Annotated in this window: 23 protein-coding genes; 11 read left to right on the top strand and 12 right to left on the bottom strand. The window is 71.9% G+C overall.

Going from position 1 to position 25,258, the window contains the following annotated elements; genetic code table 11:
• Position 1: 1 nt before the first annotated feature.
• Complete coding sequence (locus KF840_02170) at positions 2-280, bottom strand: DUF2934 domain-containing protein (protein MBX3023693.1); 279 nt, start codon at positions 278-280, stop codon at positions 2-4.
• Positions 281-520: 240 nt separating this feature from the next.
• Here KF840_02170 and KF840_02175 point away from each other — a divergent pair, with 240 nt between their 5' ends.
• Positions 521-1,279 carry a glutathione S-transferase N-terminal domain-containing protein gene (locus tag KF840_02175; GenBank protein MBX3023694.1) on the top strand — a complete coding sequence of 253 codons (759 nt, stop codon included), beginning with the start codon at positions 521-523 and terminating at the stop codon, positions 1,277-1,279.
• Positions 1,280-1,295: 16 nt separating this feature from the next.
• On the opposite strand, the gene KF840_02180 is transcribed toward KF840_02175, so the two are convergent.
• The 4 genes from KF840_02180 to KF840_02195 form a co-directional block, all read right to left on the bottom strand.
• Positions 1,296-1,856: a hypothetical protein gene (locus KF840_02180; protein ID MBX3023695.1), complete on the bottom strand. Its 561-nt coding sequence runs from the start codon at positions 1,854-1,856 to the stop codon at positions 1,296-1,298.
• Positions 1,829-2,488, bottom strand: a complete 660-nt coding sequence (locus KF840_02185; GenBank protein MBX3023696.1) for a TetR/AcrR family transcriptional regulator — start codon at positions 2,486-2,488, stop codon at positions 1,829-1,831. Before KF840_02185 ends, KF840_02180 begins: the two co-directional genes overlap by 28 nt.
• Before the next feature lie 62 nt (positions 2,489-2,550).
• Positions 2,551-4,155, bottom strand: a complete 1,605-nt coding sequence (locus KF840_02190; protein MBX3023697.1) for an NCS2 family permease — start codon at positions 4,153-4,155, stop codon at positions 2,551-2,553.
• A 122-nt stretch (positions 4,156-4,277) separates the two neighbouring features.
• On the bottom strand, positions 4,278-6,644 hold the full coding sequence (locus KF840_02195; protein MBX3023698.1) for a hypothetical protein: 2,367 nt from the start codon (positions 6,642-6,644) through the stop codon (positions 4,278-4,280).
• A 135-nt stretch (positions 6,645-6,779) separates the two neighbouring features.
• On the opposite strand from KF840_02195, the gene KF840_02200 reads away from it, so the two are divergent.
• Together KF840_02200 and KF840_02205 are read left to right on the top strand one after the other, a co-directional pair.
• Positions 6,780-7,745 (top strand): alpha/beta fold hydrolase, encoded by a 966-nt coding sequence (locus tag KF840_02200; GenBank protein ID MBX3023699.1) that lies wholly within the window; start codon positions 6,780-6,782, stop codon positions 7,743-7,745.
• Between the two features lie 65 nt (positions 7,746-7,810).
• Positions 7,811-8,677: a hypothetical protein gene (locus KF840_02205; protein ID MBX3023700.1), complete on the top strand. Its 867-nt coding sequence runs from the start codon at positions 7,811-7,813 to the stop codon at positions 8,675-8,677.
• A 196-nt stretch (positions 8,678-8,873) separates the two neighbouring features.
• Here KF840_02205 and KF840_02210 read toward each other — a convergent pair whose 3' ends face one another.
• The 4 genes from KF840_02210 to KF840_02225 form a co-directional block, all read right to left on the bottom strand.
• Complete coding sequence (locus tag KF840_02210) at positions 8,874-9,632, bottom strand: phage Gp37/Gp68 family protein (GenBank protein MBX3023701.1); 759 nt, start codon at positions 9,630-9,632, stop codon at positions 8,874-8,876.
• On the bottom strand, positions 9,632-10,564 hold the full coding sequence (locus KF840_02215; protein ID MBX3023702.1) for a three-Cys-motif partner protein TcmP: 933 nt from the start codon (positions 10,562-10,564) through the stop codon (positions 9,632-9,634). Before KF840_02215 ends, KF840_02210 begins: the two co-directional genes overlap by 1 nt.
• Positions 10,565-10,739: 175 nt before the next feature.
• Positions 10,740-13,103, bottom strand: coding sequence for a hypothetical protein (locus tag KF840_02220; protein ID MBX3023703.1), 2,364 nt, complete (start codon positions 13,101-13,103; stop codon positions 10,740-10,742).
• Positions 13,100-14,539 (bottom strand): neutral/alkaline non-lysosomal ceramidase N-terminal domain-containing protein, encoded by a 1,440-nt coding sequence (locus tag KF840_02225; GenBank protein ID MBX3023704.1) that lies wholly within the window; start codon positions 14,537-14,539, stop codon positions 13,100-13,102. The genes KF840_02220 and KF840_02225 overlap by 4 nt, the downstream gene beginning before the upstream one ends.
• Positions 14,540-14,997: 458 nt before the next feature.
• On the opposite strand from KF840_02225, the gene KF840_02230 reads away from it, so the two are divergent.
• On the top strand, positions 14,998-15,918 hold the full coding sequence (locus tag KF840_02230) for an aspartyl/asparaginyl beta-hydroxylase domain-containing protein (protein MBX3023705.1): 921 nt from the start codon (positions 14,998-15,000) through the stop codon (positions 15,916-15,918).
• A gap of 9 nt (positions 15,919-15,927) precedes the next feature.
• Entirely contained in the window at positions 15,928-16,092 is a 165-nt protein-coding gene (locus KF840_02235) for a hypothetical protein (GenBank protein ID MBX3023706.1), read from the top strand.
• Positions 16,093-16,120: 28 nt separating this feature from the next.
• On the opposite strand, the gene KF840_02240 is transcribed toward KF840_02235, so the two are convergent.
• Positions 16,121-16,600, bottom strand: a complete 480-nt coding sequence (locus tag KF840_02240; protein ID MBX3023707.1) for a nuclear transport factor 2 family protein — start codon at positions 16,598-16,600, stop codon at positions 16,121-16,123.
• Positions 16,601-16,632: 32 nt separating this feature from the next.
• Complete coding sequence (locus KF840_02245) at positions 16,633-17,601, bottom strand: LLM class flavin-dependent oxidoreductase (protein ID MBX3023708.1); 969 nt, start codon at positions 17,599-17,601, stop codon at positions 16,633-16,635.
• 115 nt (positions 17,602-17,716) lie between these two features.
• Here KF840_02245 and KF840_02250 point away from each other — a divergent pair, with 115 nt between their 5' ends.
• The 4 genes from KF840_02250 to KF840_02265 all read left to right on the top strand — a co-directional run bounded on the left by KF840_02250 (position 17,717) and on the right by KF840_02265 (position 21,279).
• Entirely contained in the window at positions 17,717-18,787 is a 1,071-nt protein-coding gene (locus tag KF840_02250; GenBank protein MBX3023709.1) for a PD40 domain-containing protein, read from the top strand.
• A 49-nt stretch (positions 18,788-18,836) separates the two neighbouring features.
• Positions 18,837-19,322, top strand: coding sequence for a glutathione peroxidase (locus KF840_02255; GenBank protein MBX3023710.1), 486 nt, complete (start codon positions 18,837-18,839; stop codon positions 19,320-19,322).
• Between the two features lie 77 nt (positions 19,323-19,399).
• Complete coding sequence (locus KF840_02260; protein MBX3023711.1) at positions 19,400-20,497, top strand: carboxymuconolactone decarboxylase family protein; 1,098 nt, start codon at positions 19,400-19,402, stop codon at positions 20,495-20,497.
• On the top strand, positions 20,452-21,279 hold the full coding sequence (locus tag KF840_02265) for an adenylate/guanylate cyclase domain-containing protein (protein MBX3023712.1): 828 nt from the start codon (positions 20,452-20,454) through the stop codon (positions 21,277-21,279). Before KF840_02260 ends, KF840_02265 begins: the two co-directional genes overlap by 46 nt.
• A gap of 93 nt (positions 21,280-21,372) precedes the next feature.
• On the opposite strand, the gene KF840_02270 is transcribed toward KF840_02265, so the two are convergent.
• On the bottom strand, positions 21,373-22,461 hold the full coding sequence (locus tag KF840_02270; GenBank protein MBX3023713.1) for an SMP-30/gluconolactonase/LRE family protein: 1,089 nt from the start codon (positions 22,459-22,461) through the stop codon (positions 21,373-21,375).
• An 84-nt stretch (positions 22,462-22,545) separates the two neighbouring features.
• On the opposite strand from KF840_02270, the gene KF840_02275 reads away from it, so the two are divergent.
• Both KF840_02275 and KF840_02280 read left to right on the top strand, forming a co-directional pair.
• Positions 22,546-23,997, top strand: a complete 1,452-nt coding sequence (locus KF840_02275; GenBank protein ID MBX3023714.1) for an aspartate aminotransferase family protein — start codon at positions 22,546-22,548, stop codon at positions 23,995-23,997.
• A 352-nt stretch (positions 23,998-24,349) separates the two neighbouring features.
• On the top strand, positions 24,350-25,258 hold the full coding sequence (locus tag KF840_02280) for a sulfotransferase (protein ID MBX3023715.1): 909 nt from the start codon (positions 24,350-24,352) through the stop codon (positions 25,256-25,258).

A 25,258-nucleotide genomic window follows, 5' to 3' on the forward strand; every position in this document is an offset into this window, starting at 1 on the left:
ATCAGGTCTTCTTCTTCGCTCGCGCCGCCGTCGGCCGGCGCGCCGGCTTCTCGGCCGCCGGCTTGGCGGCCTTCGGCGCGGCCGCCGCCTTTGCCGTCGCGGCGCGCCGCGGCCTGGCGGCCTTCGCTCTGGCCGGCGCGCCGTTGCCCTTCGCCTGCTCGGCCTCGAGCTCCACCTGCGCCTGCACCCAGTGCTCGAAGTCGCGCCCGTGCGGACGCCCTTCGCGCACCCAGATGTGGTACGCGCGTTCCTTGATCGCCTCGTCGGAGATGCCACCCATCGCCATGTCCTGTTGCCCTCCCGGCTCGTGGTCCGCGTCCCCCCCAACGACTGCGCCTTCGTCCTTAGCGAGAAATCGCCGCCGCGGCTACGGGGTTTTCGCCGATTCTCCGATGCGCGAGCGCCGCCGTGGTTGCAGCGCGCCCGCGACGGCGGCGGGCGATCACGCGACCTGGGCGCCGCCATCGCCGCCGCTGATGGCGCGCGGCGAGCGCCGGTGGTCCGAGGCGGCGCGCCCCCGATGACCGTCCCGACGCTGCACCAGTTCCGCTTCTCGCACTACAACGAGAAGGTGCGCTGGGCGCTCGACCACAAGCGCGTCGCGCACCGCCGCCGCTCGTATCTGCCGGGCATGCACATCCTGCCGGTGCTGCGCCGCTCCGGGCAGAAGCAGGTGCCGGTGTGGTGCGACGGGGACACGACCATCGCCGGATCGGCGGCGATCATCGCCCATCTCGAGCAGCGCCATCCGGAGCCGCCGCTGCTGCCCGCCGATCCCGCCGAGCGGGCGCAGGCGCTGGCGGTGCAGCGCTGGTTCGACGAGGAGGTCGGCGGCCCGCTGCGCGCCGCCGGGTTCGGCGTCTGGCTGGACGATGGCCGCTACATGGCGGCGCTCTTCGCCGGCCACGCCGGGCCGCTGACGCGCGCCGCCTACCGGGCGGCCTTTCCGCTGATCCGGGTCGCCATGCGCGCCGACATGGGCCTCACCGCCGAGCGCGCGGCCGCGGGCCTGGCGCGCGCCGCCGAGGCGTTCGCCTTCGTCGCCGAGCGCCCGGGACCGAACGGCTACCTGGTCGGCGACCGCTTCACCATCGCCGACCTCGCGGCCGCCGCGATCCTCAGCCCGGCGGTGCTGCCGCCGGAGTTCCCGTACGCCGCGCCGCAGCCGTATTCGCCCACCTTCCGCCGCTTCCTCGATCGCTGGGCCGACCACCCCGGCGCCGACTGGGTGCGCGAGATGTATCGCCGCCACCGCGACCCGAGCGCCGAGATACGCTGAGGCGCCGAGGGGCGGCTCAGCGGGCGAGCCACCAGATGAGCAGCAGCAGCGGTCCGAAGGTCCAGACCAGGGCGGCGGCGCTCCAGGCGAGGAACGCGACCCGGTCGCCGGCAGTGGCGGGCGGCGCGGCGCGGTCCAGCCCGAGTTGGCGGCGGACGTCGCCCACGGAACGGCTGAGCATCGCCTCCTCGAGCTCGCCCTGGTGATAGAGCGTGCCGGCGTGGCGGCCGCGGACGAAGGCGCGGAACAGCGCCCGCGGCGCCAGCAGCAGACCCAGCGCCATCGCCTGCAGGTTGAGCACCCACGCCCAAACGAACCGCCCGCAGCCGCCGCCGATCTCGAAGCCGCCGATCTCCGCCTCCCCGGTCCAATCCGTCGCGTAACCGGCGGCGATGTGGTGCAGGTCGTGGAGCTTCACCGCCCGCCGCCGCCCTTCGGCGTTCGGGAAGTAGAGCGGAATCGGCCCGGCCTTCAGCTTCACCCAGCGCTCCGCATAGGCGCCGTCGAAGCCGTTGGCGTCGAGATAGCGCTGCCGGGCCGCGCCCATGGTCATGCCGTCGTCGTAGGTGGTGTGCATCGCGTCGTCTCCCCGGTGGCGAGGCCGGCGAACAGCAGGTCGAGGCTGGCGCGCAGTTGCGCGCGCGCCACCTCGGGATCGTCGAGGCTGCCGCCGAGCCAGTTGATGAGGGTGAAGCAGTAGAGGCCGAACGCCGCGTAGGCGAGCTGCCGCGGCTCGAGCGCGGCGGCGATCTCGCCCCGCGCCTGCGCGGCGGTGATCAGGGCGGCGATGCGCTCGAGGAAATCGAGCGTGAACGCCGTCACCCGCTCGCGGCGCGGCGCGTCGAGGAACAGCAGCTCCTTGATGAAGACGCGCGACAGCGCCGGGTCGCGGGCGTAGTAGGCGTAGAGCGCGTCGAACATGTGCAGGAGCTGCGCCCGCAGCGGCCGCGCCGGCAGGCCGGCGAACATCGCCTCCACCACCGCGCCGATGTCGCGATGGAAGAGATGCACCAGCAGATCCTCCTTCTTGGCGAAGTAGAGGAACAGCGTGCCGATGCCGATGTCGGCCCGGGCGGCGATCGCCCGCGTCGTCGTCGCGTCGAAACCGCGGCGGGCGAACAACGCCCGCCCCGCCTTCTCGATGCGCGCCAGCTTGTCGAGCTTGCCCCGCCCCCGCCGCGTGTCGTGAGCAGGCTCATTCCTGAGCATGCTCAGTTCTGGCACGGCGCGGGGGAGGAATGCAACCCACCCGCCCGCTGGCGGGACGGCGGCTACGATCGCAGGCGCTGCCAGCGTTCCATGGTGAGGAAGAACGCCGCGCAGAGCAGGTAGCCGATCGCCCAGCGCCAGCCGGTGGCGAGGCCGATGTCGTAGAGGCCGCCGGCGGGGGTGACGGTGCCGGCGTGCACGAAGCCGAAGAAGGCGGCGACGGCGCCAATGCCGGCCCAGGCGGCGGCGCGGCGGAACTGGCGGTCGATGAGGTGGGCGCTCATCGCCGACCACACCATCGACGTCACCATGAAGCCCTGCGCCAGCGCCACCAGGCCGTCGAGATGCAGGCCGCTCTGCGCGAAGGCGTCCGGGCTGGCGAGCACGCGCGCCGCCAGTCCGCGCTCGCCGCTCACGGCGGCGGCGGCGCCGACGCTCTGGGTGAGCACCAGCAGGCCCCAGCCGGCGATGGCGGGGAAGAGGCCGAACGCCACCGCCGGGGCGTGCGCCGGCGGCGTCGCCTGGAAGGCCTGCGCGGTGATGACGATGCCGATCCACAGCACGATCGCCATGCCGGCCTCCATCGGCACGGCGGCGTTGATCAGGTAGGTGAGGCCGCCGAGCGCGATGACGGCGAAGAAGAGGCCGTTCAGCACCGAGTAGCCGGAGCGCGCGCCGAGCTGCTTCCAGCCGGGATGACCGATGTAGATCGTGGTCGGGAAGCAGGAGCCGAACGCCGCCGCGACCACCGAGCCGGCGCCGTTCACCGCCAGCGACGGCATGGTCGCGTAGCGATCGCCGGCCGCCTCCGCCGACTCGATGTTCTGCAGCGAGCCGAGGATGTTGAAGAGGCCCATCGGCAGCACCACCGGCACCAGGTACTGGCGCAGCAGCGGATGGGCGAGGCCGGCCATCAGGTCGCCGAGCACCGGCACCGGCCAGTAGAAGCCGACCGTCGATGCCGCCGACACGAGCCGCGCGCCGCTCACCGGCGACGGCGCCCCGAGCCCGGCGAGCAGCCAGGCGGCGAGGCTGCCGAGGCCCACCGCCCAGGCGCCGCCCGGGATGCGCCACGGCATCGGCAGGTGCGAGAAATACGTCGTCAGGATCACGCCGAGGGGCAGCATCGCCACCAGCGGCGCGGCGAAGGTCTTGATGGCGAAGTCGATGGCGATGAAGCTGACGGCGATGCCGGCCAGCGTCGACAACAGCGCGGCGCGCGGCGTCACCCGGCGCACCGCGTCCGCCACCAGCGCGCCGACCAGCTCGAGGACGCCGCACAGCAGGCAGGCGGCGAGCCCGAGCTGCCACGCCAGGCGAGCGGCGTCGGCCGCGCTCATCCCGTCGCCCTGCGCCGCCAGCTTCACCGGCAGCATGACCAGGAAGACGTAGGCGAACAGCGACACGGTATTGATGCCGTACGGCAGGGCCGTCACGTCGCGCCGCCCGGTCTCGGCCGACAGCCGCTGCGCCTGCCAGGCGTAGAACAGGTTGCCGACGACGATCGACAGCGCCGCCCCCGGCAGCACGGTGCGCAGGACGAGGTCGAGGGGAAAGCCGAGCACGCCGGTGCACAGCCCGAGGATGAGGAGGAACTGGATCAGGTTGTCGACGGCGAGCCCGAAGAAGCCGTCGACGTCACCGGCGGTGAACAGCGGCTGCGGCATGGCGCGCAGCTAAACAGGCACGAGCGGAAAGATTCAACGCGGAGAACGCCGCGGGCGCAGCGGCGCCCCGGAGCGCGCGGCCGACATCCGCGGCGCCCGCGGCGTCGTCGGCGTTGCATCGCCTATCCGGATGCGCGCTGGGCGCCGGCGATCGCCAGCAGCTTGAACGCCGGCTGCGGCTGGTGGAAGCCCTTGAGCGTCAGCTCGCCCACCGGCTCGGCGAGGAAACCGCGCAGCTCGCCGTAGCTGCGGGCGGAGATGAGGATCTCGCCCGGGCCGGCGGCGTCGGAGAGGCGAGCGGCCAGGTTGGTGACGTTGCCGATCACCGCGTAGTCGCGCCGCCCCTCGTAGCCGATGAAGCCGCAGGTCGCGTAGCCGCTGTGGATGCCCATGCCGACGTGGATGTTGTAGCCCTTGCGCTGCCATCCGGCGCGCAGGCGCTCGACGTCGTCGCGCATCGCCAGCGCCATGCGGGCGGCGCGCTCGACGTGGTCGGGCTGGTCGACCGGATCGTTGAAGAAGACCATGAAGCCGTCGCCGGCGAAGTGCTCGAGGGTGCCCTCGTGCTCGGCGATCCGCGCCCCCATCGCGGTGTGGTACTCGTCGAGCGTCGCGATCACCTCCTCCGGCTCGACGCTGTCGGAGAACGACGTGAAGCCGCGCAGGTCGGCGAAGACCACGGTCACCAGCTTGCGCTGGCTGCCGAGCTCGGCGGCGCCGCCGCGCGCCATCACCTGGTCGATGATCTGCGGCGGGAAGTAGCGCTTGAGGTCGGCGAACTCGCGCTCGCGCGCCCGCAGCCGCTCGGTGGCGACGACGCGCATCACCGCCTGCACGGTCTGCTGGCAGGCGGCGTCGAGGGCATGGATGTCCTCCGCTTCGTACGGATCGCCGCTGGCGCGCGGCCCGAGGGCCAGGCCGCCGAGGACGCGCGCATCCTGCACCAGCGGCAGCAGCAGCGTCGCGCCGAGGCGCTCGAAGCCGGCCTCGCACTCGTCGCGGATGTTGGCGTACTGCGGCTCGACCGCGATCTGGTCGCGATCGATCGCCCGCCGCGTCGCCCGCATCAGTTGCACGATCAGCTCCTCGCCCAGCGGCGTCGCCAGCCGCGGCCGGGCGCCGGCCCAGCGCAGGGTCTCCGCCGGCCCGACGGCGCCGGCGAGCAGAAAGGCGACGCCGCTGCGCGCATCGCACAACGTCGCCGGCGCCGCCGCCAGGACGTCGAGCACGGTCGCCGGGCTCGCCGCGGCGGCGAGCGCATCGCCCATCTCGTGCAGCAGCGCCGGAAAGCGCGCCCGCTCGGGATAGAGGCGGCGGTTCAGCCGCGCCTCGAAGCGCGGCCAGAAGTAGAGCAGCGGGAAGAGCAGCGCCGCGACGGCATACGGGCGTACCGTCGCCAGCAGCATCGCCGCGGCGGTGAGGATCGCCACCGCGGCGGTGTAGAGCACCGCCTTGCGCACGGCGATGCGCGCGTTCATCAGCGCCGGTCGCACCGTGACCCGCGCCAGCGCCAGGACGAAGATGCCGAGCGGCCAGAGGAGGAAGCGATTGTCGATCTCCAGCGCCCCGAGCGCCTCGCGCAGGAACTGCACGACGGCCACCGGCACGCTGCCGAGCAGGCTGCCGGCGAGCAGGATGCGCGCCCGCTGCGCCACCAGCGGATCGCGCGCCCGCAGCGCCAGGTGGAGGCAGCGGCCGACGATCAGCAGGATGCCGAGCAGCAGCACCGTCGAGCCGACGGTGCGCGCATAGGCGAACACCCCCTCGTACTGCCGGGACCAGGCGGCGAGATTGAACGCCGCCTGCGCCGCGCCGGCGCCATAGAGCAGCCAGAGGATGCGCGGCCGGCGCACCAGGATCGGATGCACGATCGGGAACGCCAGCCCGGTGTGCAGCGGCACGTAGGCGACGAAGCCGACCAGCGTCAGGAAGTAGCGCGCCGCCCACGGGTGCGCCGCGTCGACCGGAATCAGCGTCGTCAGCAGCGTGCCGCCGCAGAGGGCGCAGAGGCTGAGCAGGGCCCAGCTCGGCGGCTCGTACGGGCGCAGCGCGAAGGTGATGACGCCGACCGCCAGGAAGAGCAGCCCGATGATGTCGGACGCCCCCTGGGTGAAGACGAAGTCCTCCCAGCGCCACGGCTGCACGGTCAGGGTGATCTCGCGCTCGCCGCCGCCGGGCGCGCGCAGGCGCAGGGTGTTGGTGGCGCCCGGCTCGGTGCGCAGGCCGGGACCGGTGGTGTGCCCGTGGACGGCGTCGGGCGGCAGCGCGATGCCGTTGATGCTCAGGGCGCGCCCGCCGCCGCGCAGACCCGCCTCCGACGCGTCCTGCCGCGTCGGCGACACGGAGATGCCGTCCATCAGCCAGCCGACGTTCGGCGTGCCGATGCGGGTCAGCTTGTCGCCGACCGCGAACGCCAGCCCGATCAACGCCACGGCGACCAGGGCCGCGAAGCGCAGTTGCTGTCCCAAGGTGCCGTCGCGCAGGGACATGGCGGCGTCAGATGTAGCACGGGCGGCGCCGATTGCAGACCAGGGCCGCCGTCTCGCTCCGCGCCGCGCCGCGGCCGCGGCGCGTTCGGCCCGGACCGGCTGTTCGCCCGGCCGCCCGCGCGCTAGCCTGCGCCCATGGCCCCTGTCTTCAGCGCTCGCGCCCCGTGGTTCGGCGGCGATCTGCAGACGATCCGCAACATGCTGCGGCCACCGCGGCCGCTGCCCGACGCCGGCGAGCGGCTGGAGCTGCCGCTGCGCGACGGGTCCGGAGACCGATTGGCGGCGCGCCTGCAGATGCCGCGCGATCGACGGCGGCCGTTGACGGTCCTCATCCATGGCCTCTCGGGCGGCGAGGACAGTCCCTATCTGCTGGTCAGCGCCGCCGCCCTGCTGGCGCGCGGACATCCGGTGCTGCGCCTCAACCTGCGCGGCGCCGGCGCCTCGCGGCCGCTCTGCCGCTTCCAGTACCATGCCGGCCGCACCGCCGACCTCGCCGACGCGCTGGCCGGGCTCGATCCGTCGCTGACCGACGGCGGCGTGTTCGTCGTCGGCTACTCGCTCGGCGGCAACCTGCTGCTCAAGTTCCTCGGCGAGCGCGGCGCCGCGGCGCCGGTGCGCGCCGCCGCCGCGGTGTCGGCGCCGATCGATCTCGCCGCCGCCGCGCGCCGCATCCTGATGCCGCGCAACCGCGTGTACCACTGGAACCTGCTGCGGGCGATGAAGGCGGAGGCGCTGGCGCCCGCCGCCGCCCTGGCGCCGTCGGAGCGCCTCGCCATCGCCGCGGCGCGCCACATCGTCGAGTTCGACGATCGCTTCGTCGCGCCGCGCAACGGCTTCGCCGGCGCCGCCGATTACTACGCGCGGTGCTCGGCGGAGCCGTTCCTGCCGGCGATCCGCGTCCCGACGCTGGTGGTGCACGCGCTCGACGACCCGTGGATTCCGCCCGCCGCCTACCGCCGCGTCCGCTGGGCCGACACCCCCCACCTGTACCCCGCCCTCAGCCCGGGCGGCGGCCACGTCGGCTTCCACGCCCGCGGCAGCCGCCTGCCGTGGCACGATCAGGTGGTGACGGAGTTCTTCGCCGAACGCGCCGCGCCCTGATCCGCGCGTCCGACGGCGATTTCTCGCCGCGACCAGCGCCGACCATGCTATGAGCGCTGCCAGCGATGGCAGTCGATCTCGCACTGGTGCGCGAAGCATTCGATCTGTCCGGCGAGAAGCACTTCGGTCTCGCGCGCCGCCTGTATCCGCTCGTCTTCGGCGGGCGCTGGACCGACGCGGTCCTCGCCTTCGCGTATCTCAAGTGCCTCGACGATCTCGTCGACGAGGACCCCGACGGCGAGCGGGCGCTGCGCACCCTGGCGCGCCAGCGCGTCGCCATCGCCGCGGCGTACGACGGCGACGGCGCGGAGAGCGCCGGCGCCCTGCCCGGGCGCTTCGGCCTGCCGGTCTTCATCCGCGATCGCGCCCGCGGAGCGCGCCTGCGCGGCGCGCTCGAGACCATCCTCGACAGCATGGAGCTCGACACCCGCCGCCGCGGCATCCAGTTGAGCGCCGCCGAGCTCGATGCCTACGTCGTCGAGCTCGGCGGCGCGGTGCTGGCGCTGTTCGCCGAGCTGGCCGCCCCGGGGGCGACCCTGCCGCCGGCGGCGGTGCGCGAGGGCAGCCGCGCCTATCTCTATGCCGACGCGCTCATCGACCTGTCGCACGATCTCGCGCTCGGCGTGGTCAACGTGCCGCGCGAGGACGGCGACTGGCGCACGTGGGCCGGCGCCGGCGCGGAGGGGGTGCGCCATGCCTGGATCGCGCGCCGGGTGCCGCAGGTGCTGGCCCACTTCACCCGCTCGCGCGCCGAGCTGCGCCGCATCCGGCCGTGGACCCTGCGCGTCTTCCTCGGCCTCTACCTCGCCGCCAAGCGGCGCAAGCTGCTGCGCCACCTGGCGCGGCGCCGTCAGGCCGCGGGTAGTGCCGACACAGACCCATCACAGTCATCGACGGCAACTCGAACGGGGAGACCGGAATCGCCGAGCTGATCGCGGCCGTCGACACCGCGATCGGCGCTGTCGACATCTGTTTCGACGGGCGGTTGCGTCCGACGCAATGAGCGAACCGCGTCCAGCCAGAAGGAGCGACTACCCCCTAACCAGGAGACGCCAGCATGACACCGAGCCGCGCCGGCGACCGGTCGTGCTGTCTGGAGATGATCGCAGCGGATTGAGAAGGCCGAGCTCAAGCTTCGACGGGGATTCCGGGAGCGCGCAGAGTACGCGCTGACCGAAGGGGTTCGGGCATCTCGTCCCACGTTCGACCGTCGAGCAGACGCCCGGCCTTCTTCTTGTTTTTGCCGCCCCATTGCTTGAAGAAGAACGCGACGCCTGCACGCGCGCACTGGTCGCGGATATCGATCACCCAAGCTGGATCCATTGAGCGCGCGCGATGACCGGACTCGCCACCAACGATGACCCAGTCAATGTTCGCCAGGTTCAGTTGTCGTAGCGGTCCCAACAGAGGCTCGAGCGAGAGGAACTTCACATGCGCGCCCGTCGTCCGCAGGGCGTCGACACGGTTCACGTAGTCCGCGTTCTCGACGCTCACGCCCACCCACACGTTCCTCGGCCAGTCGATCTCGGGGCTGAGCGCAGCGAGGCGCTCGGCGCGTTTCGTGAGCACCTGGAATCGATGCCAGTTCGCCCGGCGCATGATGTCGACGACGCGCTGGATGTAGTCGAGCGGCACATCCTGGTGGAACAGGTCGCTCATCGAGTTCACGAAAATTGTCTGCGGCCTCTTCCATTGGAGAGGCAGCGCCAGCATCTGTGGCTGCGGCGTGAGCTTGAACCCATTCCTGTAGTTGGCCTGCCCCATGGCCTGCAGGCGCTCCGCCATGCGCTCCGCGTAGCAGTACGTGCAGCCGGGACTGATCTTGTTACACCCCGTAACGGGATTCCACGTAGACTCGGTCCACTCGATTCCGGAACCGAAGGCCATCAGCCCACCTCCCTGAGCAGATGGTTGGCGATGCGGAGCGCGATCGCCTTGCCGCGCTCATTACCGACCGCGAAACAGAAGAGGTACAGGGGGTTGTTCGCCGAGTTGCAGAGCGCAACTGGATGCTCGGCAACACCCGCAAACACCTGCTTCAGGCGGTTGTTGAAGTAACGGGCCATGATGTCCATCGACGCCTTAACCTGGACTCGATCGTCGCCAAACAACGTGGGCTTCGTCTCGATCCTGTAGAACTCCTCGTACCAGTCACTCGTGCCGAGGAATGCGTCCATGCGTTGGCGCCAGGAGTCGGGGAGCTTGCCCGACTTCGGTGCAAGTCGGTTCATCCCCATCCCAAGCGGCACGAGCAGCCAGAGATCAATCGCCCTTGTCGCTGCGACGGCCTCGATTGTGTCCCACTCGACTTGCATGCCGTAGGGATCGAGGAACAGCACCGCGCGGCGCGACCTCCACGCATCGACTGGGGCGCAGAGCTGCTTGATCACATCGTTCGCATCCCCTTGCCGTACGTCGATGTCGTCGGCCAGGGCGGGGAACTCCTGCTTCAGCGCCTCGAGCTGCCGACAGCGGCCCGGGCTCCGCTCGATGAAGATATACTTGTCGAAGCGAGGCTCGACCTGTAGGGCCAGTTTCGCCGAGCCGTCGAGCATCTGCCGGGACGCTGGCTCGTTGAGGTCAGGAAAGAGCCGCCTTCCGGGTGAGCTGCTCGTTTCGCGCTCGCGGGCCGCACGTGAGCCCGTTCCAGCGAAAGCGTCGATATACGCCTTTCGGAACGGCTGAGCGGCCGAGGGCTTGCCCTCCAGCGCCCGAGTGTATGCGGTCAGGTAGTCCTGGAGCAGTCGGAGCTTCGTCTGGGTCCAGTCCCCTCCGAAGCGGTGCGCCTTGCCCTTCGAGATCGGTCGCGGCTTCGCCATCTGAGATGCGAATATACCTCGTAGGTGCGCTCCTGCCGCAAGGTACGAAAGAGATCGTCGCTCACGATGCACCCCGATGACTGCGCCGCATCCGGCCGTGGACCCTGCGCGTCTTCCTCGGCCTCTACCTCGCCGCCAAGCGGCGCAAGCTGCTGCGCCACCTGGCGCGACGCCGTCAGGCCGCGGCGGCGGCGGCGGGCAGCGGCAGGTAGTAGACGACCTCGGCCTCGCTGCGGCCGCGGACGCGGACGTCGTCGCGGCGGCGGAACGCGGCGGCGCGCTCGCCGGCGCGGTGGCGGGTGGTGGCGTCGATGGCCATCAGCGCGTCGAGGTCGCGGGTCAGGCTCTGCAGGCGGGCGGCGAAGTTGACGATGTTGCCGACCGCCGTCCAGATCACCTGGTCGGCGGAGCGGATGTTGCCGACGTGCGCCGACCCGGAGGCGATGCCGATGCCGACCGTGAGCGGCGAGCCGTCGGGGCGGCGCGGTCCCTCGGCGGTGAGCGCGGCGACCAGCTCGTCGGCGGCGACGAGCGCGGCGCGCTCCTTGTCGGGCAGCGCATCGGGCGCGCCGAACACCACCATCAGGCCGTCGCCGCTGAACTCGACCAGATTGCCGCCGTGCCGGCGCAACACCGCCGAGACCACGGCGGTGAAGCGGTCCGTGAGCGCGAAGACCTCCGCCGCCGGCAGCGGCTCGCAGAGCGCGGTGTAGCCGCGCAGGTCGACGAACATGACGGTGATGTCGCGCTCCACCGGCCGCAGGTCGGCGCCCTGCCCGATCGCCGCGGCGACGGTCGCCGGCACGTAGCGGCGCAGCGCGTCGCGCATCCGCCGGGTCTGCGCGATCACCTCGCTCTGCGCGAAGTGCTCGAGGCGTTGCGACGCCGTCTCGCCGACCGTGCCGAGGAGGCGCACGTCGGTCGGCGTGTAGATGTCGCCCGAGCGCTTGCCGCCGAGGCAGAGGAGCAGCGCCAGCTCGTGCCCGCGGCGGATCGGCACGACGACCTCGGCGTCGAGGGTCTCCAGGACGGCGCGCTCGAAGGGATCGAGACGCGCCTCGAAGGCGCCGGCGGCGCCGCGGGCCAACGGCCGGCGCCGGCCCTCGAGCGTGGCCATGAGCGGCCCGTCGAGCGCCAGGTGCGGCGGCACGCTGCCGCCGTGCGCGAGCAGCGGCGTGTAGCCGCCGTCGCCGCGGGCGTAGACGACGCAGGCGCGGGGCCGCACCAGCCGGTGCAGGCGGTCGGCCATGTCGCGCACCAGGCTCGCGACGTCCGCCGCGTCGCGCAACTGCAGGACGAGATCGTGCACGCCGGCGTCGAGCGCGTGGCGCTCGGCGAAGAACAGGCGCTCGATGCGCGGCCGCAGTTGCCGCTGGGCGTAGAAGATGCCGAGGCCGAGCACGCCCGAGAGGCCGAGCTGGCCGACGTTGGCGTCGATGCCGAGCAACTCCGCGCCGGCCTGCGCGGCGCGCGGGATGACGGTGACGCCGACGATGACGCCGCCGGCGATCAGCAGATTGTACGTGCCGGCGGTGCTGAGCAGGCGGTCGATGTCGAACAGATTGACGCGGCGGATGGCGATCAGCAGCGCCAGCGGCAGGCAGGCGACGGCGGCCAGGGTGAGGAAGTAGACGTTGATGTAGGCCGGATCGGCGGCGGAGAGCAGGGCGCCGATCACCGGCGGCAGCGCGGCGCAGTAGACGCCGAAGAGCACCCATTTCAGACGCCGGCGGCCGACCGGATCGGCGCGCCGGTAGGCGCGGGTCGCGATGGCGATGCACACCACCTGCAGCGCCGCGACCACCAGCGCCGCCAGGGCGTTGCCGAGACGCGGCGGCGCCGGCGTGCCGACGTACGCCGTGTGCAGGAGGCCGAGGACGGCGAACAGCCAGGGCCACTGCCGCTCGGGGACGGTCAGGCGGGGGCGGTCGGGGAAGAGCAGGAAAGCGCGCACGGTGAGCGGTCCGACGAGGGTCATGGTGGCGACGTGCAGCAGCATCGCCGTCCACGTCACCCACGGCGCGCCGCCGAAGTTGGCGACCAGGTAGAAGGCGATGTCGACCAACGCCAGCGTGAACGCCCAGGCGGCGGCGTTGTGGCGCGCCCGCAGCCAGAGCACGAGCGCCACGATCACGAACACCGGCGACACCAGCAGCAGCGGCAGCACGATGTCCATCGAGCCGGGCACCACCGTGGTGACGCCGGGCGCGCCGTCGCGCAGGTAGGCGATCGCGATGGGCGCGCCGGTCGGCACCAGCTCGACGAAGCGGACGAAGAAGCCGGCCGGGCCGAGCCCGCGCACGTCGTGGCCGGCGACCGCGAGGAGGCGATCGCCGCGGCGCAGGTCGCCGGGCGCGCCGCCGAGCAGGGTCGGCCGGAAGGCGCTGACGATCGGCGCGCCGCCGTCGGGGTCGGCGCTGACGAAGAACGGCGGGTAGCCGGTGCCGCGGTAGAGCGTCACCGCGCTCGCCGTCGCGCACACCCCCCAGGCGAGCAGGAGGACGACGGCGATCAGGCGCTCGCGGCCGCCGCGGGTCATTTCACCTTGTCCACCACCACCTGCGATTGCTCGAGCACGGTGGCGCCGGTGGCGCGGCCGTAGATCGTCGCCGTGCCCTCGTAGGTGCCGGCGTCGAACTGCTCCGGGGTGGTGAAGTAGGCGCCGTGGTCGTTGGCGAGCGACAGCACGAACCCCGCGAGGCCGGCATCCTTCGCCTGCTGCTTCATGATCAGGCCGAGGGTGGTCACCGGCTCGCCGGGCATGGCGATGAAAACGGCCTGGTTGATGCGCAGGGCCTGGAAGGGCAGCGTCTTGGAGACCCAGTTGCCCGGCAGCGGCACGGTGATCGGGGTGTGCGTCGGCGTCAGGTCACAGACCGTGGTGCTGGAGTTGGCGAGCGGCATGCAGCCGGGATTGTAGCGCACCGCGGGCATGGTCTTGTCGGTGAACACGCCGTGCAGCGTGACGGTCGGATCGGTCGCGGTGGCGGTCCACAGATTGACGACGGCATCCGCCACCGGCTTGGCCGCCGCGGCGAGCGTCTGGCCCGGCGGCTTCTCGGGCGTCACATCCCCCTCGGCCCCGTTGGTGAAGATCGGCACCACCCCGGCGGGCAGCGCCGCGGCCACCTGCGACTCGATGGCGCCCATGTAGTCGGCCGAGGTCTGCAGATTGGCATCAGTGTACCAGGTGCCGTGGACGGCGAAGTTGAACAGCGCCGCGATCGGCTGCGGCGTGGCGCCGGCGGTGGTCACCTTGACCAGCCCGAGCTCGATGTCGGGCAGGCTCGGCTTCGACGGGTAGTCCTTGCCGCGCAGGCGGGTGGCGCCGTTCACCACGGTCGAGCCGATGCCGAGCCGCGCCGGTTGCAGGCCGGCGACGGCGGCCTGCAGGGCCTGCACGGCGGCATCGCGCACCGCGTCGTACACCGCCTGCGAGAAGCAGTCGGAGGCGATGATCTCCCAGGCCGCCTGATCGGAGACGCCGCCCGGTCCGGAATGGGTGTGGGTGGCGACCATCGCGAACAACCCGTCGGTGACGCCGAGCCCCTGGCCGACGCCGGCAACCTCGTTGCGCAGCTTGCGCGACATGCCGATGGCGTCGACCTTGACGATCGCCATCCGATCGGCGCCGTTGTCGAGCACCAGGGCGCGCGCGTACAGCGGATCGAGGGCGCCGGTCGATGGCTTGAAGAACACCGCCGCGGTGCTCGGATCGGGATCGACGCAGACGCCGAACAGCGGCCCGCCGGTGAGCAGGATGCTGCCGTCCATCTGCCGCCGCCCGGCGCTGCCATAGCCGGCGAGCGCCACGCCATTCGGCAGCGCGATCGGTACCGCCGCCGCGCCCGCCGCGAGCGGACCGCTGCTGGCCGCCGCCGGCCCGGTGAAGGTCTGCGGTGTGGGCGGCTTGGCGGCGCAGCAGCCGGCGACCAGCAGGAGGACAGCGGCGATGCGGGGGACGACGGAGCGCATGGCGCGGTCATGATCCTGTTCGCGCCCGCCCGCAATCAGGGAAAACCCTAGCCTTGATGCGACAAAAGACTTTCACCACGGAGGCACGGAGACACGGAGAATACTGATCTCGAAGCCCGCCCAGTGGTCCTCCCAAAGTTCATTAGAAATGGAGTGAGAAGAGCCCCCGCGCCTTCGCTATGGCACCGAGCCCTCCGTGTCTCCGTGCCTCCGTGGTGAGGAGTTTTCTGTCTCATCAAGGCTAGCAGCCCGTTGAAAAGCAGGTCGGCTACTGCGGGCGGGTCTCGTGCGCCAGCTCTTCGTTGCCGAATCCTCGACAAAACCGACCGCTTTGCCTCCGCTTCGGCGCCTCGATCTGGCGCACAATCCCTCGCCCTCGCGACGCCGCCTGCTTTTCAACGGACTGCTGAGCGAGACCACCTGGCGCGTTGCATCCGCATGTGCGCAAAGAACAGCGCATGGACGTCCTGCTGTCGCCGCAGGCTCTGGCGCTGGCGGTGCTCGTCGCCGCGACCGTGGCGGTGCACCTGCGCGGACGGGAGCGCATGAGCCTCAAGCGCCAGGTGAGCGACTACTCGACGTTCACCGCGCCGTACAACGTCTTCCTCTATCTCGCCTCGGCGGTGCCGAACCGGCCGTACCTGGACCTCGCCGCCTTCCCCGAGCTCGAGCTGCTGCGGCGCAATTGGGAAGCGATCCGCGACGAGGCGCGGGCGCTGCACGAGGCCGGCCACATCCGCGCCACCGAGGGACACGACGACGTCTACGGCAACTCGCTGTTCAAGAAGGGCTGGCGGCGCTTCTACCTGAAGTGGTACGGCGACCCCCTCGCCTCGGCGCGGCGGCTGTGCCCCACCTCGGTGGCCCTGCTCGAGCAGTTGCCGCGGGTGCATGCGGCGATGTTCAGCCTGGTCGGGCCGCGCAGCCGGCTCGGCAAGCACCGCGACCCGCTGGCGGCGTCGCTGCGCTATCACCTCGGGCTGATCACGCCCAACTCCGACGCCTGCCGCATCCTGGTCGACGGCGTGCCCTACGCCTGGCGCGACGGCGAAGGCGTGCTGTTCGACGAGACCTACTTGCACTGGGTGGAGAACGACACCGACGAGTCGCGCATCGTCCTCTTCTGCGACGTCGAGCGGCCGCTGCGCTGGCGCCTCGCCACCGCCGTCAACCGCTGGGTGATCCGCCGCGTCGCCCCCAGCACCGCGGCGCGCAACGAGGCCGGCGAGCCGCTCGGCGCCGTCAACCGCCTCGCCGCCGCCTACTATCCGCTACAGCAGGCGGGGCGCCGGTTGAAGGCGCGCAACCGGCGATTGTATTACGGCCTCAAGTTCTCGCTGATGATCGCCGTCGTGGCGGCGATCCTGGTGTTGCTCTGAGGGGACGCGATGACCAAGATGCTACTGCTCGGCCTGGCGGCGCTGGCGGTGATCAGCGCCGTGGCGCTCGCGTCGCGGCCCGCGCCGGCGCCGCGAGACGGCGCGCCCGGCGCCGCGCAGGTCGCCGACGCGCCGTCGGCGCGCGACATCTTCCCCAAGGTCCTGAACCGCTGACTCGGGCGGCGGGACGGCGCCGCCGGCATCAGCGCAGCGTCAGGCTCGGGATGTCGTCGCGCTTCCACTCCTCGTGGAAGAGCGCGCGATAGCCGATGTGCTCGAAGCGCCAGGCGCCGCCGACCTTGACGTAGCGGTCCTCGTAGTAGGCGCCGATGCGGATGCCGCGGTTCTCGCGCGCGTTGAACATGTAGTTGTAGAGCGCCCAGGTGCCGGTGGCGGTGGCGCGGCTGGTGAGCGCGATCTCGGGATGGTGCCCGTGATGGATCGTCACCGAGCCGCGGGCGTCGCCGAGCGACTCGCGCAGGAAGCGCATGATCGCGTCGACGCCGGCGAATTCGTACGTTCCCGAGCTGTAGCAGACCGTCGCCTCGGGGATGAACAACGCCGCCAGGTCGTCCCACTGCTTCAGATCGAGGTGCCGCCAGTAGCGGTACTTGAGCTGCTTGATCGCCTCGATGTCCTCCAGGTGCTGGACGCGGAGAGCGAGCGCGTCGAGATCGGGCATGATTCCTCCAGTGCGCGAGTCCCGGCGCGCGCTCAGCGGATCCGCGGCAGCACCTTGGCCTCGAACAGCCGCAGGCTCTCCCAGCCGATGGCGGGATCGAGGCCGCCCATCAGCGGGTGGAGGATGACGCGACCGGTCTCCTCGGCGAGCCTGACGCAATCGTCGGGCGTGAGGACGGTATAGGCGCCGCTCCGCTTGACGTCGTCCAGGGTGTTCCCCGCGACGTGCATCTGCGAGCGCTGGTCGGGCGTCTGCCAGGCGGCATAGGTCTGGGCGTCGTAGAGGACGTGCGGAGCGATGCGCTGCCAGTCCCGCTCCGGGTCCTCCGACACGTGCACGAAGCCGGGGCCGTTGGGCATGCTGACGAAGCCGCCGTGGAAGCCGAGGCGCGCGCACTCGGCGGTGTAGATGTCGGCCAGGCGCTGATCGCCGATCGCCGGGAAGAAGCCGGCGCGCAGCTTGGCGGCGCGCTTGGCGGCCTTCTCGGTCGAGCCGCCGACCAGGATCATCGGCGGCGACGGCGGCGCCGGGGTCACCCGCACCGTGCGGCCGCGCCATTCGAACGGCTCGCCGGTCCACGCCTGGCGCATCGCCTCGACCGCTTCCTCGAGCAGCGTGCCACGCCGCTTGCGGTCGACGCCCGCCATCTCGAACTCTTCCTGGCGATAGCCGAGCCCGGCCACGAAGCCGACCCGGCCGCCGCTGACCAGCGCCGCGGTCGCCAGTTGCTCCGCCAGCCGGATCGGGTCGTGGAGCGGCACGAGCACGGCGGCGATGTTGATCTGGATGGTCTTCGTCCGCCCGGCGATCGCCGCCGCCAGGGTCACCGGCGACGACATGAACCCGTCGTCGACGCCGTGGTGCTCGGAGAGCACGACGATGTCCAATCCGAGGCGGTCGGCCCACTCGCACTGGTCGAGGCAGGCCCGGTACATCTCGGCGTGCGTCGTCGTGGCGAACGACGGCACCCGCAGGTCGAAGCGAATTCCCACCATGGCCATGGGCGCGGGTCTACAGGTGGGGGCCGACGCGGTCAACGCGCCGGTCGCTCGGCGCGGCGAACGACGTTCATCGCCAGCGAACGCCGGAGGGGCAACTACTCAGGAGGTTCGCTCCATGATCGCCCGTCTCATCTTCTCCGCCGTGCTCGCCGCCACCCTCGACCCGCGCCTCGCCGCCGCCGCCTGCGCCGGCGACTGCGACGGCGACGGCAACGTGGCCATCAACGAGCTGGTGCTCGGCGTCGGCATCGCCCTCGGCGCCGGGTCACTGAGCGGCTGCGGCGGCTTCGACGGCGACGGCGATGGTCAGGTCGCCATCAACGAGCTGGTCGCCGGCGTCAACGCCGCCCTCACCGGCTGCGGCGCGAGCACGCCCGCGCCCACCGCCACCGCGACGCCCGGCAGCGGCGCTTCCGGCAAGCTGGTGTTCACGGTCAACGACTTCCAGACGTTCTCCGCCGACCTCGCGGTGATCAACGCCGACGGCAGCGGCCGCCGCAAGCTGACCGACACTCCCGAGGATTCCGAGAGCCAGCCGGTGTGGAGCCCGGACGGCACCCGCATCGCCTTCATCGACAACGCCGGCATCAGCGTCATGAACGCCGACGGCAGCGGCCGCCGCCAGGTGGCGGCCGGCAGCCCACGCGCCGTGTATCCCGCCTGGAGCCCGGACGGCCGCGAGATCGTCTTCTCCGGCGGCGAGTTCAACCAGATCGAGATCGTCGGCGCCGACGGCGGCAACCGCCGCACCGTGCTCGGACCCGACGCCTTCGAGTACACTGCTCCCTGCTTCAGCCCCGACGGCCGCCGCATCGCCTTCGTCAGCAACCGTCCGAACGGCGGCTTCGGCGAGGTGCTCGAGATCTTCGTCATGGACGCCGACGGCGCCAACGTGAGCCGGATCACGACCGACGACACGGAGAACGCCCACCTCGACTGGAGTGCCGCCAATCGGCTCCTCTTCGATTCCTTCCGCGGCAGCGGCGGCGGCGCCTACGCGATCGCGCCCGACGGCAGCGGCGAGACGCCGCTGATCGCCGACGCCATGTTCCCGAAGTGGAACCGCGACGGCTCGCGCATCGCCTATGCGACCTTCGCCGGACTGGCGACCGCCGCCGCCGACGGCTCCAGTCCCCGGGCGGTCCCCAACACCACCTTCGACGACACGGCGCCGGACCTCTACTGAGCAGCCGGCGGCGGTGGTGCGGCCGCGCGGCGCGGTGTATGGGGCGGGCATGGCCACCGCGCACGATTTCACCGCCACCAGCATCGACGGCACCGCCACGCCGCTGAAGGATTACGCCGGCACGGCGCTGCTCATCGTCAACGTCGCCTCGCAGTGCGGCCTGACGCCGCAGTACGCCGGCCTGCAGCACCTGCACGAGCGCTACCAGGGCCGCGGCTTCGCCGTGCTCGGCTTCCCCTGCAATCAGTTCGGCAGCCAGGAGCCCGGCAGCGAGGGCGAGATCAAGACCTTCTGCGAGACGCGCTTCGGCGTCACCTTCCCGATGTTCGCCAAGGTCGACGTCAACGGCGCCGGCGCGCACCCGCTCTACGCCTTCCTCACCAGCCAGCCGACGCAGCCCGACGGCTCCGGCGACATCCAGTGGAACTTCGCCAAGTTCCTGGTCGGCAAGGACGGCGCCGTGCTGGCCCGCTTCGCACCGACCGAGAAGCCCGATTCGCCCGCGATCGCGGCGGCGATCGAGCAGGCGCTGTGAGCCGGTGAGCCCGCGCGCCGCGGCGGCGCGACGCCCGCGTTGGCTCGCCGGCTGACGGGCGCCCGCCGGTCCCTCCCATGTCAGCCCTCGACGCGGTCGAGTGGGAAGCCTGTCTGCTCGAGCCGGTGGACAATCCGCCGGCCGAGCGGGCGGTCCGCAAGGCGCTCGGCATGGTGCCGCCGGCCATGCGCTATTTCCTCGACTCCGCCTGGTGGGCGGACGCGGCGGTGGCGCTGGGCATCACCCACGCGCCCATCTTCCACGTCCCGCCCGGCCTGGCGGATCTCGTCACCCTGGTGGTCAGCCAGGAGAGCGCCTGCCGCTACTGCTTCAGCCTCACCCGCGGCATGCTCGGCGTCCTCGGCTTCTCCGAGGCGCGCATCCGGCGCATCGAGGAAGACCTCGCCGGCGGCGAGCTCGGCGACGGCGAACGGGAGGCGCTGCGCTTCGCGCGGCAGGTGGCGCGATCGACCCCGATGGTGACGGCCGCCGACGCGGCGCCGCTGCGCCAGGCCGGCTGGAACGACGCGGCGGTCAGGGAGCTCGCCGCCCTCGCCGCCGTCAACGTCTTCTACAACCGCGCCGCAACGCTCCCGGCGCTGCCCTACGAGGACGCCGAGCGGATGTTCGGTCGGCCGCTGTTCCGGGTGCTGGGACCGCTGCTGCGGCCGTTCATCAGGACGCGGCGCGCCCGAAACGCGCCGCCGCTGTCCGCGGCCGAGCGTCGGGGACCGTTCGCCGCCTTCGTCAACGCGCTCGACGGCCTGCCGCTGGCGCCCCGCCTGCGCACCGCGATCGACGCCTGCCTGCGCGGCTCCGCGCTCGGCCCGCGCACCACCGCGCTGGTGTTCGCGGTCGTCGCGCGCGGCATCGGGTGTCCGCTCTCGGAAGCCGAGGCGATCGCCATGCTGCGCGCCGACGGCGTCCCCGCCGAGGAGATCGATGCCGCATTGGCGCACCTCGCCGCGCCGTGGATCGGCGATCGCGAGCGCGCGGCCGCGGCGCTGGCGCGCGACTCGATCTGGCCGCAGCCGGCGGCGCTGCAGCGGCACGCCCGCACCGTGCGGCCGCTCTTCACCCGGCAGGAATTCGTCGATCTGATCGGCGCCGCGGCGCTCGCCAATACGGTGTGCCGGCTGGCGGTCGCGGTCGACCTGGCGCGGAGCGGACACTGACGGCGCTCGCCGCGTCCGCGCTCGCGCTGCTGGCCGCCGCCGCGGCGATCGCGTGGCTGGCGCGCGAGCGCCGCCGCCTGCGCCGCCGGCTGGATGCCGCCACCAGCGAGTTGCAGCGCATGCAATCGGCGTTCGGCCGCTTCGCGCCCGAGGCGGTGGTCGACCGCATCGTCGCCCGCGGCGAGGCCGGCGCCGCGGAGCGGCGCGAGGTCACGGTCCTCTTCGCCGACCTGTTCGGCTTCACCGCGCTCGGCGAGACACTGCCGCCGGAGGCGCTGGTGGCGCTGCTCAACGACTACTTCGGGCGCATGAGCCGGGTGATCGAGCAGCACCGCGGCGAGGTCTCGAAATTCATCGGCGACGGCCTCATGGCGGTGTTCGGAGCGCACGCGCCCAACCCCTGGCAGGTCAACGACGCCGTGCACGCGGCGCTGGCGATGCAGGCGGCGCTGGCCGAGCACAACGCCGCCCGCGCCGCCGCCGGCGGACCGGCGCTGCGGGTCGGCATCGGCATCCACAGCGGCCCCGCCGTCGCCGGCGTGCTCGGCGGCCGCGCCCTGATGGAGTTCACGGTCATCGGCGGCACGGTCAACCTCGCGGCGCGCGTCGAGAGCCTCACCCGCGTCCACGATGCCGGCATCCTCGTCACCGACGCCGTGCGCGCCCGCCTCGACCCGCGCTTCCGCCTGCAGGCCATGGCGCCGACCGCGGTGCGCGGCGTCGCCGAGCCAGTGGCGACCTGGGCGGTGCTGGGGTGGGAGGAGGATGCCGCGAGCGCGTGACCGGCGGCCGGCCCCTGCGGCAGCAGAGGGTGTCTCGGTCCGCATGATCCCGCCACGACCGCTGCCGACGGCGGAGCCGCTCGGCGCCCCTGGTCAGCGCGCACGCCCTCCGCCGCCCGTCATCTCGCAATCCAGGAAGCCGTCGCTGAAGATCTGTCCGATCAGCAGGCGGTTGGCGAAGCGGGCGCCGACGCTGGACGCGGCGATGGGAGTGCCGTCGTTGAGGTAGATCTCATCGACGGTCCTGCCGTCGGCGGAGACGCGCAGCACCTGGGCGGGCGCCGGCACGCTCGGGTCGGTGGCGTGCCTGGACATCGCCAGCAGCTTGGGATGGGCGCCGATCCAGAGCTGGCCTTCGTCGTCGATCTCGATGTTGTCGCCGCCGCTGTGGATCGGGATCTCGCCGCGCGGCGTCAGCGCATCGGTGGCGGGATCGCGGTCGTACACCAGCACGCTGCGATCGGTGACCGCGGCGACATAGATGGTGCGCCCGTCGCGGCTGACGTTGATGCCGTTGGGGAAGACCAGCTTGGCGATCGCGGTGGTGAAGCCGCCGGGCCCGTACCGCAGCACCTGCGCGCCGCGCAACCGCAGGTAGGTCTCGATCACCTGCATGCGCCCGCGGCCGTAGGCGTGGGTGTTGGTGACGTAGAAGCGATCGACGCCGACGGCGACCAGGTCGTTGGGCATCACCAGCCGCGGGTCGGTGAGCGTCGCGCGGTGCGTCAGGGTGTCGCCGGCGAGGTCGTAGATCTCGATCGTGTGCTCCGGCCAGCCGTGTCCAGGCGCCGGGTGATTGACGGCGAACAGCACCTCGCGTCCGTCGGGTTCGCGCCACAGGCTGATCCCGTGCGGCTGCAGGTAGAGCCCGGCGTCGGGCGTCAGGTTCACCGGCACCGCGTCCACCGCGTCGAGCGAGTACGACCAGATGCCGCCCGGCACCGGCCGGCCCGACCGCGCGGCGCGCCGGTCGTAGGCCGAGATGATGGCCCGCCGCGCCGGCGCGTCGATGGTGAGATCCTCCGGCCCGACCGGGCCGGTAACCAGCCGGCAGTGGCCGTCGAAGTGCGGCGTGATGCGGATGAACATCCCCCCGACCCAGGCGAGGCGGGCGAGTGCCGCGACCACCAACGTGGCGATGGCGAGCAGGGCGACGAGGACGATGCGCCGGCGCCTGGGCATGCTCCTCATGTGGCGGCCATGGCATGGAAGTCAATGCGCCGCCGCGACTTGCCGCTGGCGTTGGCCACGTGGCAATGCACGGCGATGCGCATTCCCGCCAGAGGTCTACCGAAGGACGAGATCTTCCGCCGCCTGGAAGCGTTCCGCGCCGACGACGTGAGCTGGCGCAGCGGCCGCACCTGGGCCTACGTCTACGATCCGGGCGCGGAGGCGGAGGCGGTCATCAAGCAGGCATACACGATGTACCTGTCGGAGAACGGGCTCGACCCGACCGCGTTTCCGAGCATGCTGCGACTGGAGAACGCGCTGGTCGGCATGGGCGCCGCCCATCTCAACGCCACCCCGGGGGTGGTCGGCAATTTCACCAGCGGCGGCACCGAGAGCATCATCCTGGCGGTGAAGACGGCGCGCGACCACGCGCGCGCCCATCGGCCGCAGATCACGGCGCCGGAGATCGTCCTGCCGGTCACCGCGCACGCGGCCTTCCACAAGGCCTGCCACTACCTCGACGTGCGCCCGGTGCTGGTCGAGGTCGATGCGACGACGTTCAAGGCCGACGCCGAGGCCATGCGGAGGGCGATCACGCCCAACACCATCCTGCTCGTCGGCTCCGCGGTGTCCTACGCGCACGGCGTCGTCGATCCCATCCCCGCGCTCGCCGCGCTGGCGCAGGAGCACGGGCTGCTGCTGCACGTCGACGCCTGCATGGGCGGCTTCCTGCTGCCCTACTTCCGCCGCCTCGGCGTCGACGTGCCGCCGTTCGACTTCAGCGTCCCGGGCGTCACCTCGATCTCGATGGATCTGCACAAGTACGCCTTCGCCGCCAAGGGCGCGTCGCTGATCCTGTACCGCGACAAGGAGCTGCGGCGGCACCAGATCTACGCCTGCGGGCAGTGGACCGGCTATTCGATCGTCAACCCGACGGTGCAGAGCACGAAGTCGGGCGGCCCGCTCGCCGCCGCCTGGGCGGTGCTGCACTTCTTCGGCGACGAGGGGTACCTGGCGCTCGCCCGTCAGGCGCTGGAGGCGACGCAGGCGATCGTCGCCGCCATCGACGCGATGCCCGATCTGCGCCTGCTCGGCCGGCCGCAGATGAATCTCATCGCCTTCACCTCCGACACGGTGAACGTCTTCCACATCATCGACGAGATGAAGACCCGCGGCTGGTACATCCAGCCGCAGCTCGGCTTCCACGGCTCGAAGGAGAACATCCACCTGTCGGTCAACCCGGCGAGCGCCCGCTGGGTGGAGCCCTTCCTCGCCGATCTGCGCGCGTGCACGGCGATCGCCAGGACGCTGCCGAGCGGCGCCATCGCCGCCGGCATCCGCGACGCCTTCGCCACCGTGCGGCCCGATCAGGTCACGCCCGAGATGCTCGAACAGATGCTCGCCATGGCCGGCGCCGGCGGCAACGCGCTCCCCGGCCGCATGGCCGAGATCAACGAGGTGCTCAACGCGCTGCCGCCACAGCTCACCGAGCGCCTGCTGACCGAGTACATGAACCTCCTGCAGGTGCCGCCCGAGGATGACGGTTGATCGGCGCCCGCCGGGCGCGAGCGGCCCCCACCGCCGAACAGGCGGCTGCGCGGCGCGCGCCGTCCCGGCGGCGCCGAACCGATCCGTCGGGTGAGGAGGACACGGGCTCGGCCCCGACTGGATCGGCGATCGTGGCCGCCTGTGCGGATCCGCCGCCCGCATGGTCGCGAATCCGTCACCGCGCGACATCAGAACATCACCGCGGCAACAACCGGCGGTAACATCGGCGCGATATGTGGCCGAGCGAGGGAACCGCCTGGAGGACCCCGGGGGGGGATGGGCGATGCCTCGAGGGATGATCAGCCGGTCGAGCGCCGCGCTCGGCCGATGGTGGGGGATCCGCATGGAGTCCATGGATGCGTGGGCGGCGCCGCCGCCCGCACGCCTCGTCCTCGTCTTGAGCTCGGAGCGATCGGGATCGACGCTGCTGCGCGTGATCCTCGGCGAGCACAGTCGCATCGTCGCGCCACAGGAGCTGTTCCTGCTCCGCTATCCGGACTTCGACGCCTGGCGGGCTCGCAAACCCGAGGCGCTCGAGAGCCTGCTGGAATTCTTTCTCCTCGCCGGCCACCCGCTCTCGGAATCGGCGATCGAAGCGGCGTGCCGAGGACGGGCGACGACCGACGTGTACGAATGGATGTTGACGCATCTGCCGGCGGGCGGCCTGTTGATCGACAAGACGCCCGCCTATGCCAACGACTCGATCGCGCTGGTGCGCTCGGCGTCCCTGCGGCCATTCTACATCTGGCTCATCCGCCACCCGCTCGCGGTCGTCGACTCGCACGTCCGCCTCAAGGAGGCCGCGCCGGACCGCCGCCCGCTGCCGCGGCGCGTCCTGCGCCCGATCCGCGCCGCGGTGGAGCGGCTGGTGGGCGGCATGAGCGCCCTGGCGCGGGAGCGGGAAGCCAAGTGGGTGGTGCAGAACCTCAACATCCAGACCTTCCTGCGGCGGATCCCGGGCGCGCGACGGGCGACGGTGCACTACGAGGATCTGGTGCGACAGCCCGACGCGGTGATCGCGTCGCTCTGCGCGGCGATGGGCATCGCGTTCGAGCCCGGGATGCTCCAGCCAGAGACGCGACAGCGCCAGAATCCGCACCTCGGGGATCCGAACTTCCACCGGCACGCCGGCATCGACAGGCAGACGGTCGAGAGCTGGCGGAACCGCTACGAGGAGCGCCACCTGCGCCCCGAGACGCTGCAGTTGATGCAGCAGATCGGGGTGCGCCGGGCGGACGCCCTCCACGCCTCCGCGGCGTGA

It is taken from the genome of bacterium (assembly GCA_019637795.1).
Taxonomy (GTDB): domain Bacteria; phylum Desulfobacterota; class Binatia; order HRBIN30; family CADEER01; genus JAHBUY01.

Bases quoted from the DNA above. Each gene is read 5' to 3' on its own strand.
- KF840_02250 (MBX3023709.1), top strand. From the start codon at position 17,717: ATGATCGCCCGTCTCATCTTCTCCGCCGTGCTCGCCGCCACCCTCGAC.
- KF840_02200 (MBX3023699.1), top strand. From the start codon at position 6,780: ATGGCCCCTGTCTTCAGCGCTCGCGCCCCGTGGTTCGGCGGCGATCTG.
- KF840_02245 (MBX3023708.1), bottom strand. From the start codon at position 17,601: ATGGCCATGGTGGGAATTCGCTTCGACCTGCGGGTGCCGTCGTTCGCC.
- KF840_02205 (MBX3023700.1), top strand. From the start codon at position 7,811: ATGGCAGTCGATCTCGCACTGGTGCGCGAAGCATTCGATCTGTCCGGC.
- KF840_02225 (MBX3023704.1), bottom strand. From the start codon at position 14,539: ATGCGCTCCGTCGTCCCCCGCATCGCCGCTGTCCTCCTGCTGGTCGCC.
- KF840_02210 (MBX3023701.1), bottom strand. From the start codon at position 9,632: ATGGCCTTCGGTTCCGGAATCGAGTGGACCGAGTCTACGTGGAATCCC.
- KF840_02260 (MBX3023711.1), top strand. From the start codon at position 19,400: ATGTCAGCCCTCGACGCGGTCGAGTGGGAAGCCTGTCTGCTCGAGCCG.
- KF840_02275 (MBX3023714.1), top strand. From the start codon at position 22,546: ATGCGCATTCCCGCCAGAGGTCTACCGAAGGACGAGATCTTCCGCCGC.
- KF840_02175 (MBX3023694.1), top strand. From the start codon at position 521: ATGACCGTCCCGACGCTGCACCAGTTCCGCTTCTCGCACTACAACGAG.
- KF840_02255 (MBX3023710.1), top strand. From the start codon at position 18,837: ATGGCCACCGCGCACGATTTCACCGCCACCAGCATCGACGGCACCGCC.
- KF840_02170 (MBX3023693.1), bottom strand. From the start codon at position 280: ATGGGTGGCATCTCCGACGAGGCGATCAAGGAACGCGCGTACCACATC.
- KF840_02270 (MBX3023713.1), bottom strand. From the start codon at position 22,461: ATGCCCAGGCGCCGGCGCATCGTCCTCGTCGCCCTGCTCGCCATCGCC.
- KF840_02195 (MBX3023698.1), bottom strand. From the start codon at position 6,644: ATGTCCCTGCGCGACGGCACCTTGGGACAGCAACTGCGCTTCGCGGCC.
- KF840_02230 (MBX3023705.1), top strand. From the start codon at position 14,998: ATGGACGTCCTGCTGTCGCCGCAGGCTCTGGCGCTGGCGGTGCTCGTC.
- KF840_02280 (MBX3023715.1), top strand. From the start codon at position 24,350: ATGGATGCGTGGGCGGCGCCGCCGCCCGCACGCCTCGTCCTCGTCTTG.
- KF840_02190 (MBX3023697.1), bottom strand. From the start codon at position 4,155: ATGCCGCAGCCGCTGTTCACCGCCGGTGACGTCGACGGCTTCTTCGGG.
- KF840_02215 (MBX3023702.1), bottom strand. From the start codon at position 10,564: ATGGCGAAGCCGCGACCGATCTCGAAGGGCAAGGCGCACCGCTTCGGA.
- KF840_02180 (MBX3023695.1), bottom strand. From the start codon at position 1,856: ATGCACACCACCTACGACGACGGCATGACCATGGGCGCGGCCCGGCAG.
- KF840_02220 (MBX3023703.1), bottom strand. From the start codon at position 13,103: ATGACCCGCGGCGGCCGCGAGCGCCTGATCGCCGTCGTCCTCCTGCTC.
- KF840_02185 (MBX3023696.1), bottom strand. From the start codon at position 2,488: ATGCTCAGGAATGAGCCTGCTCACGACACGCGGCGGGGGCGGGGCAAG.
- KF840_02235 (MBX3023706.1), top strand. From the start codon at position 15,928: ATGACCAAGATGCTACTGCTCGGCCTGGCGGCGCTGGCGGTGATCAGC.
- KF840_02240 (MBX3023707.1), bottom strand. From the start codon at position 16,600: ATGCCCGATCTCGACGCGCTCGCTCTCCGCGTCCAGCACCTGGAGGAC.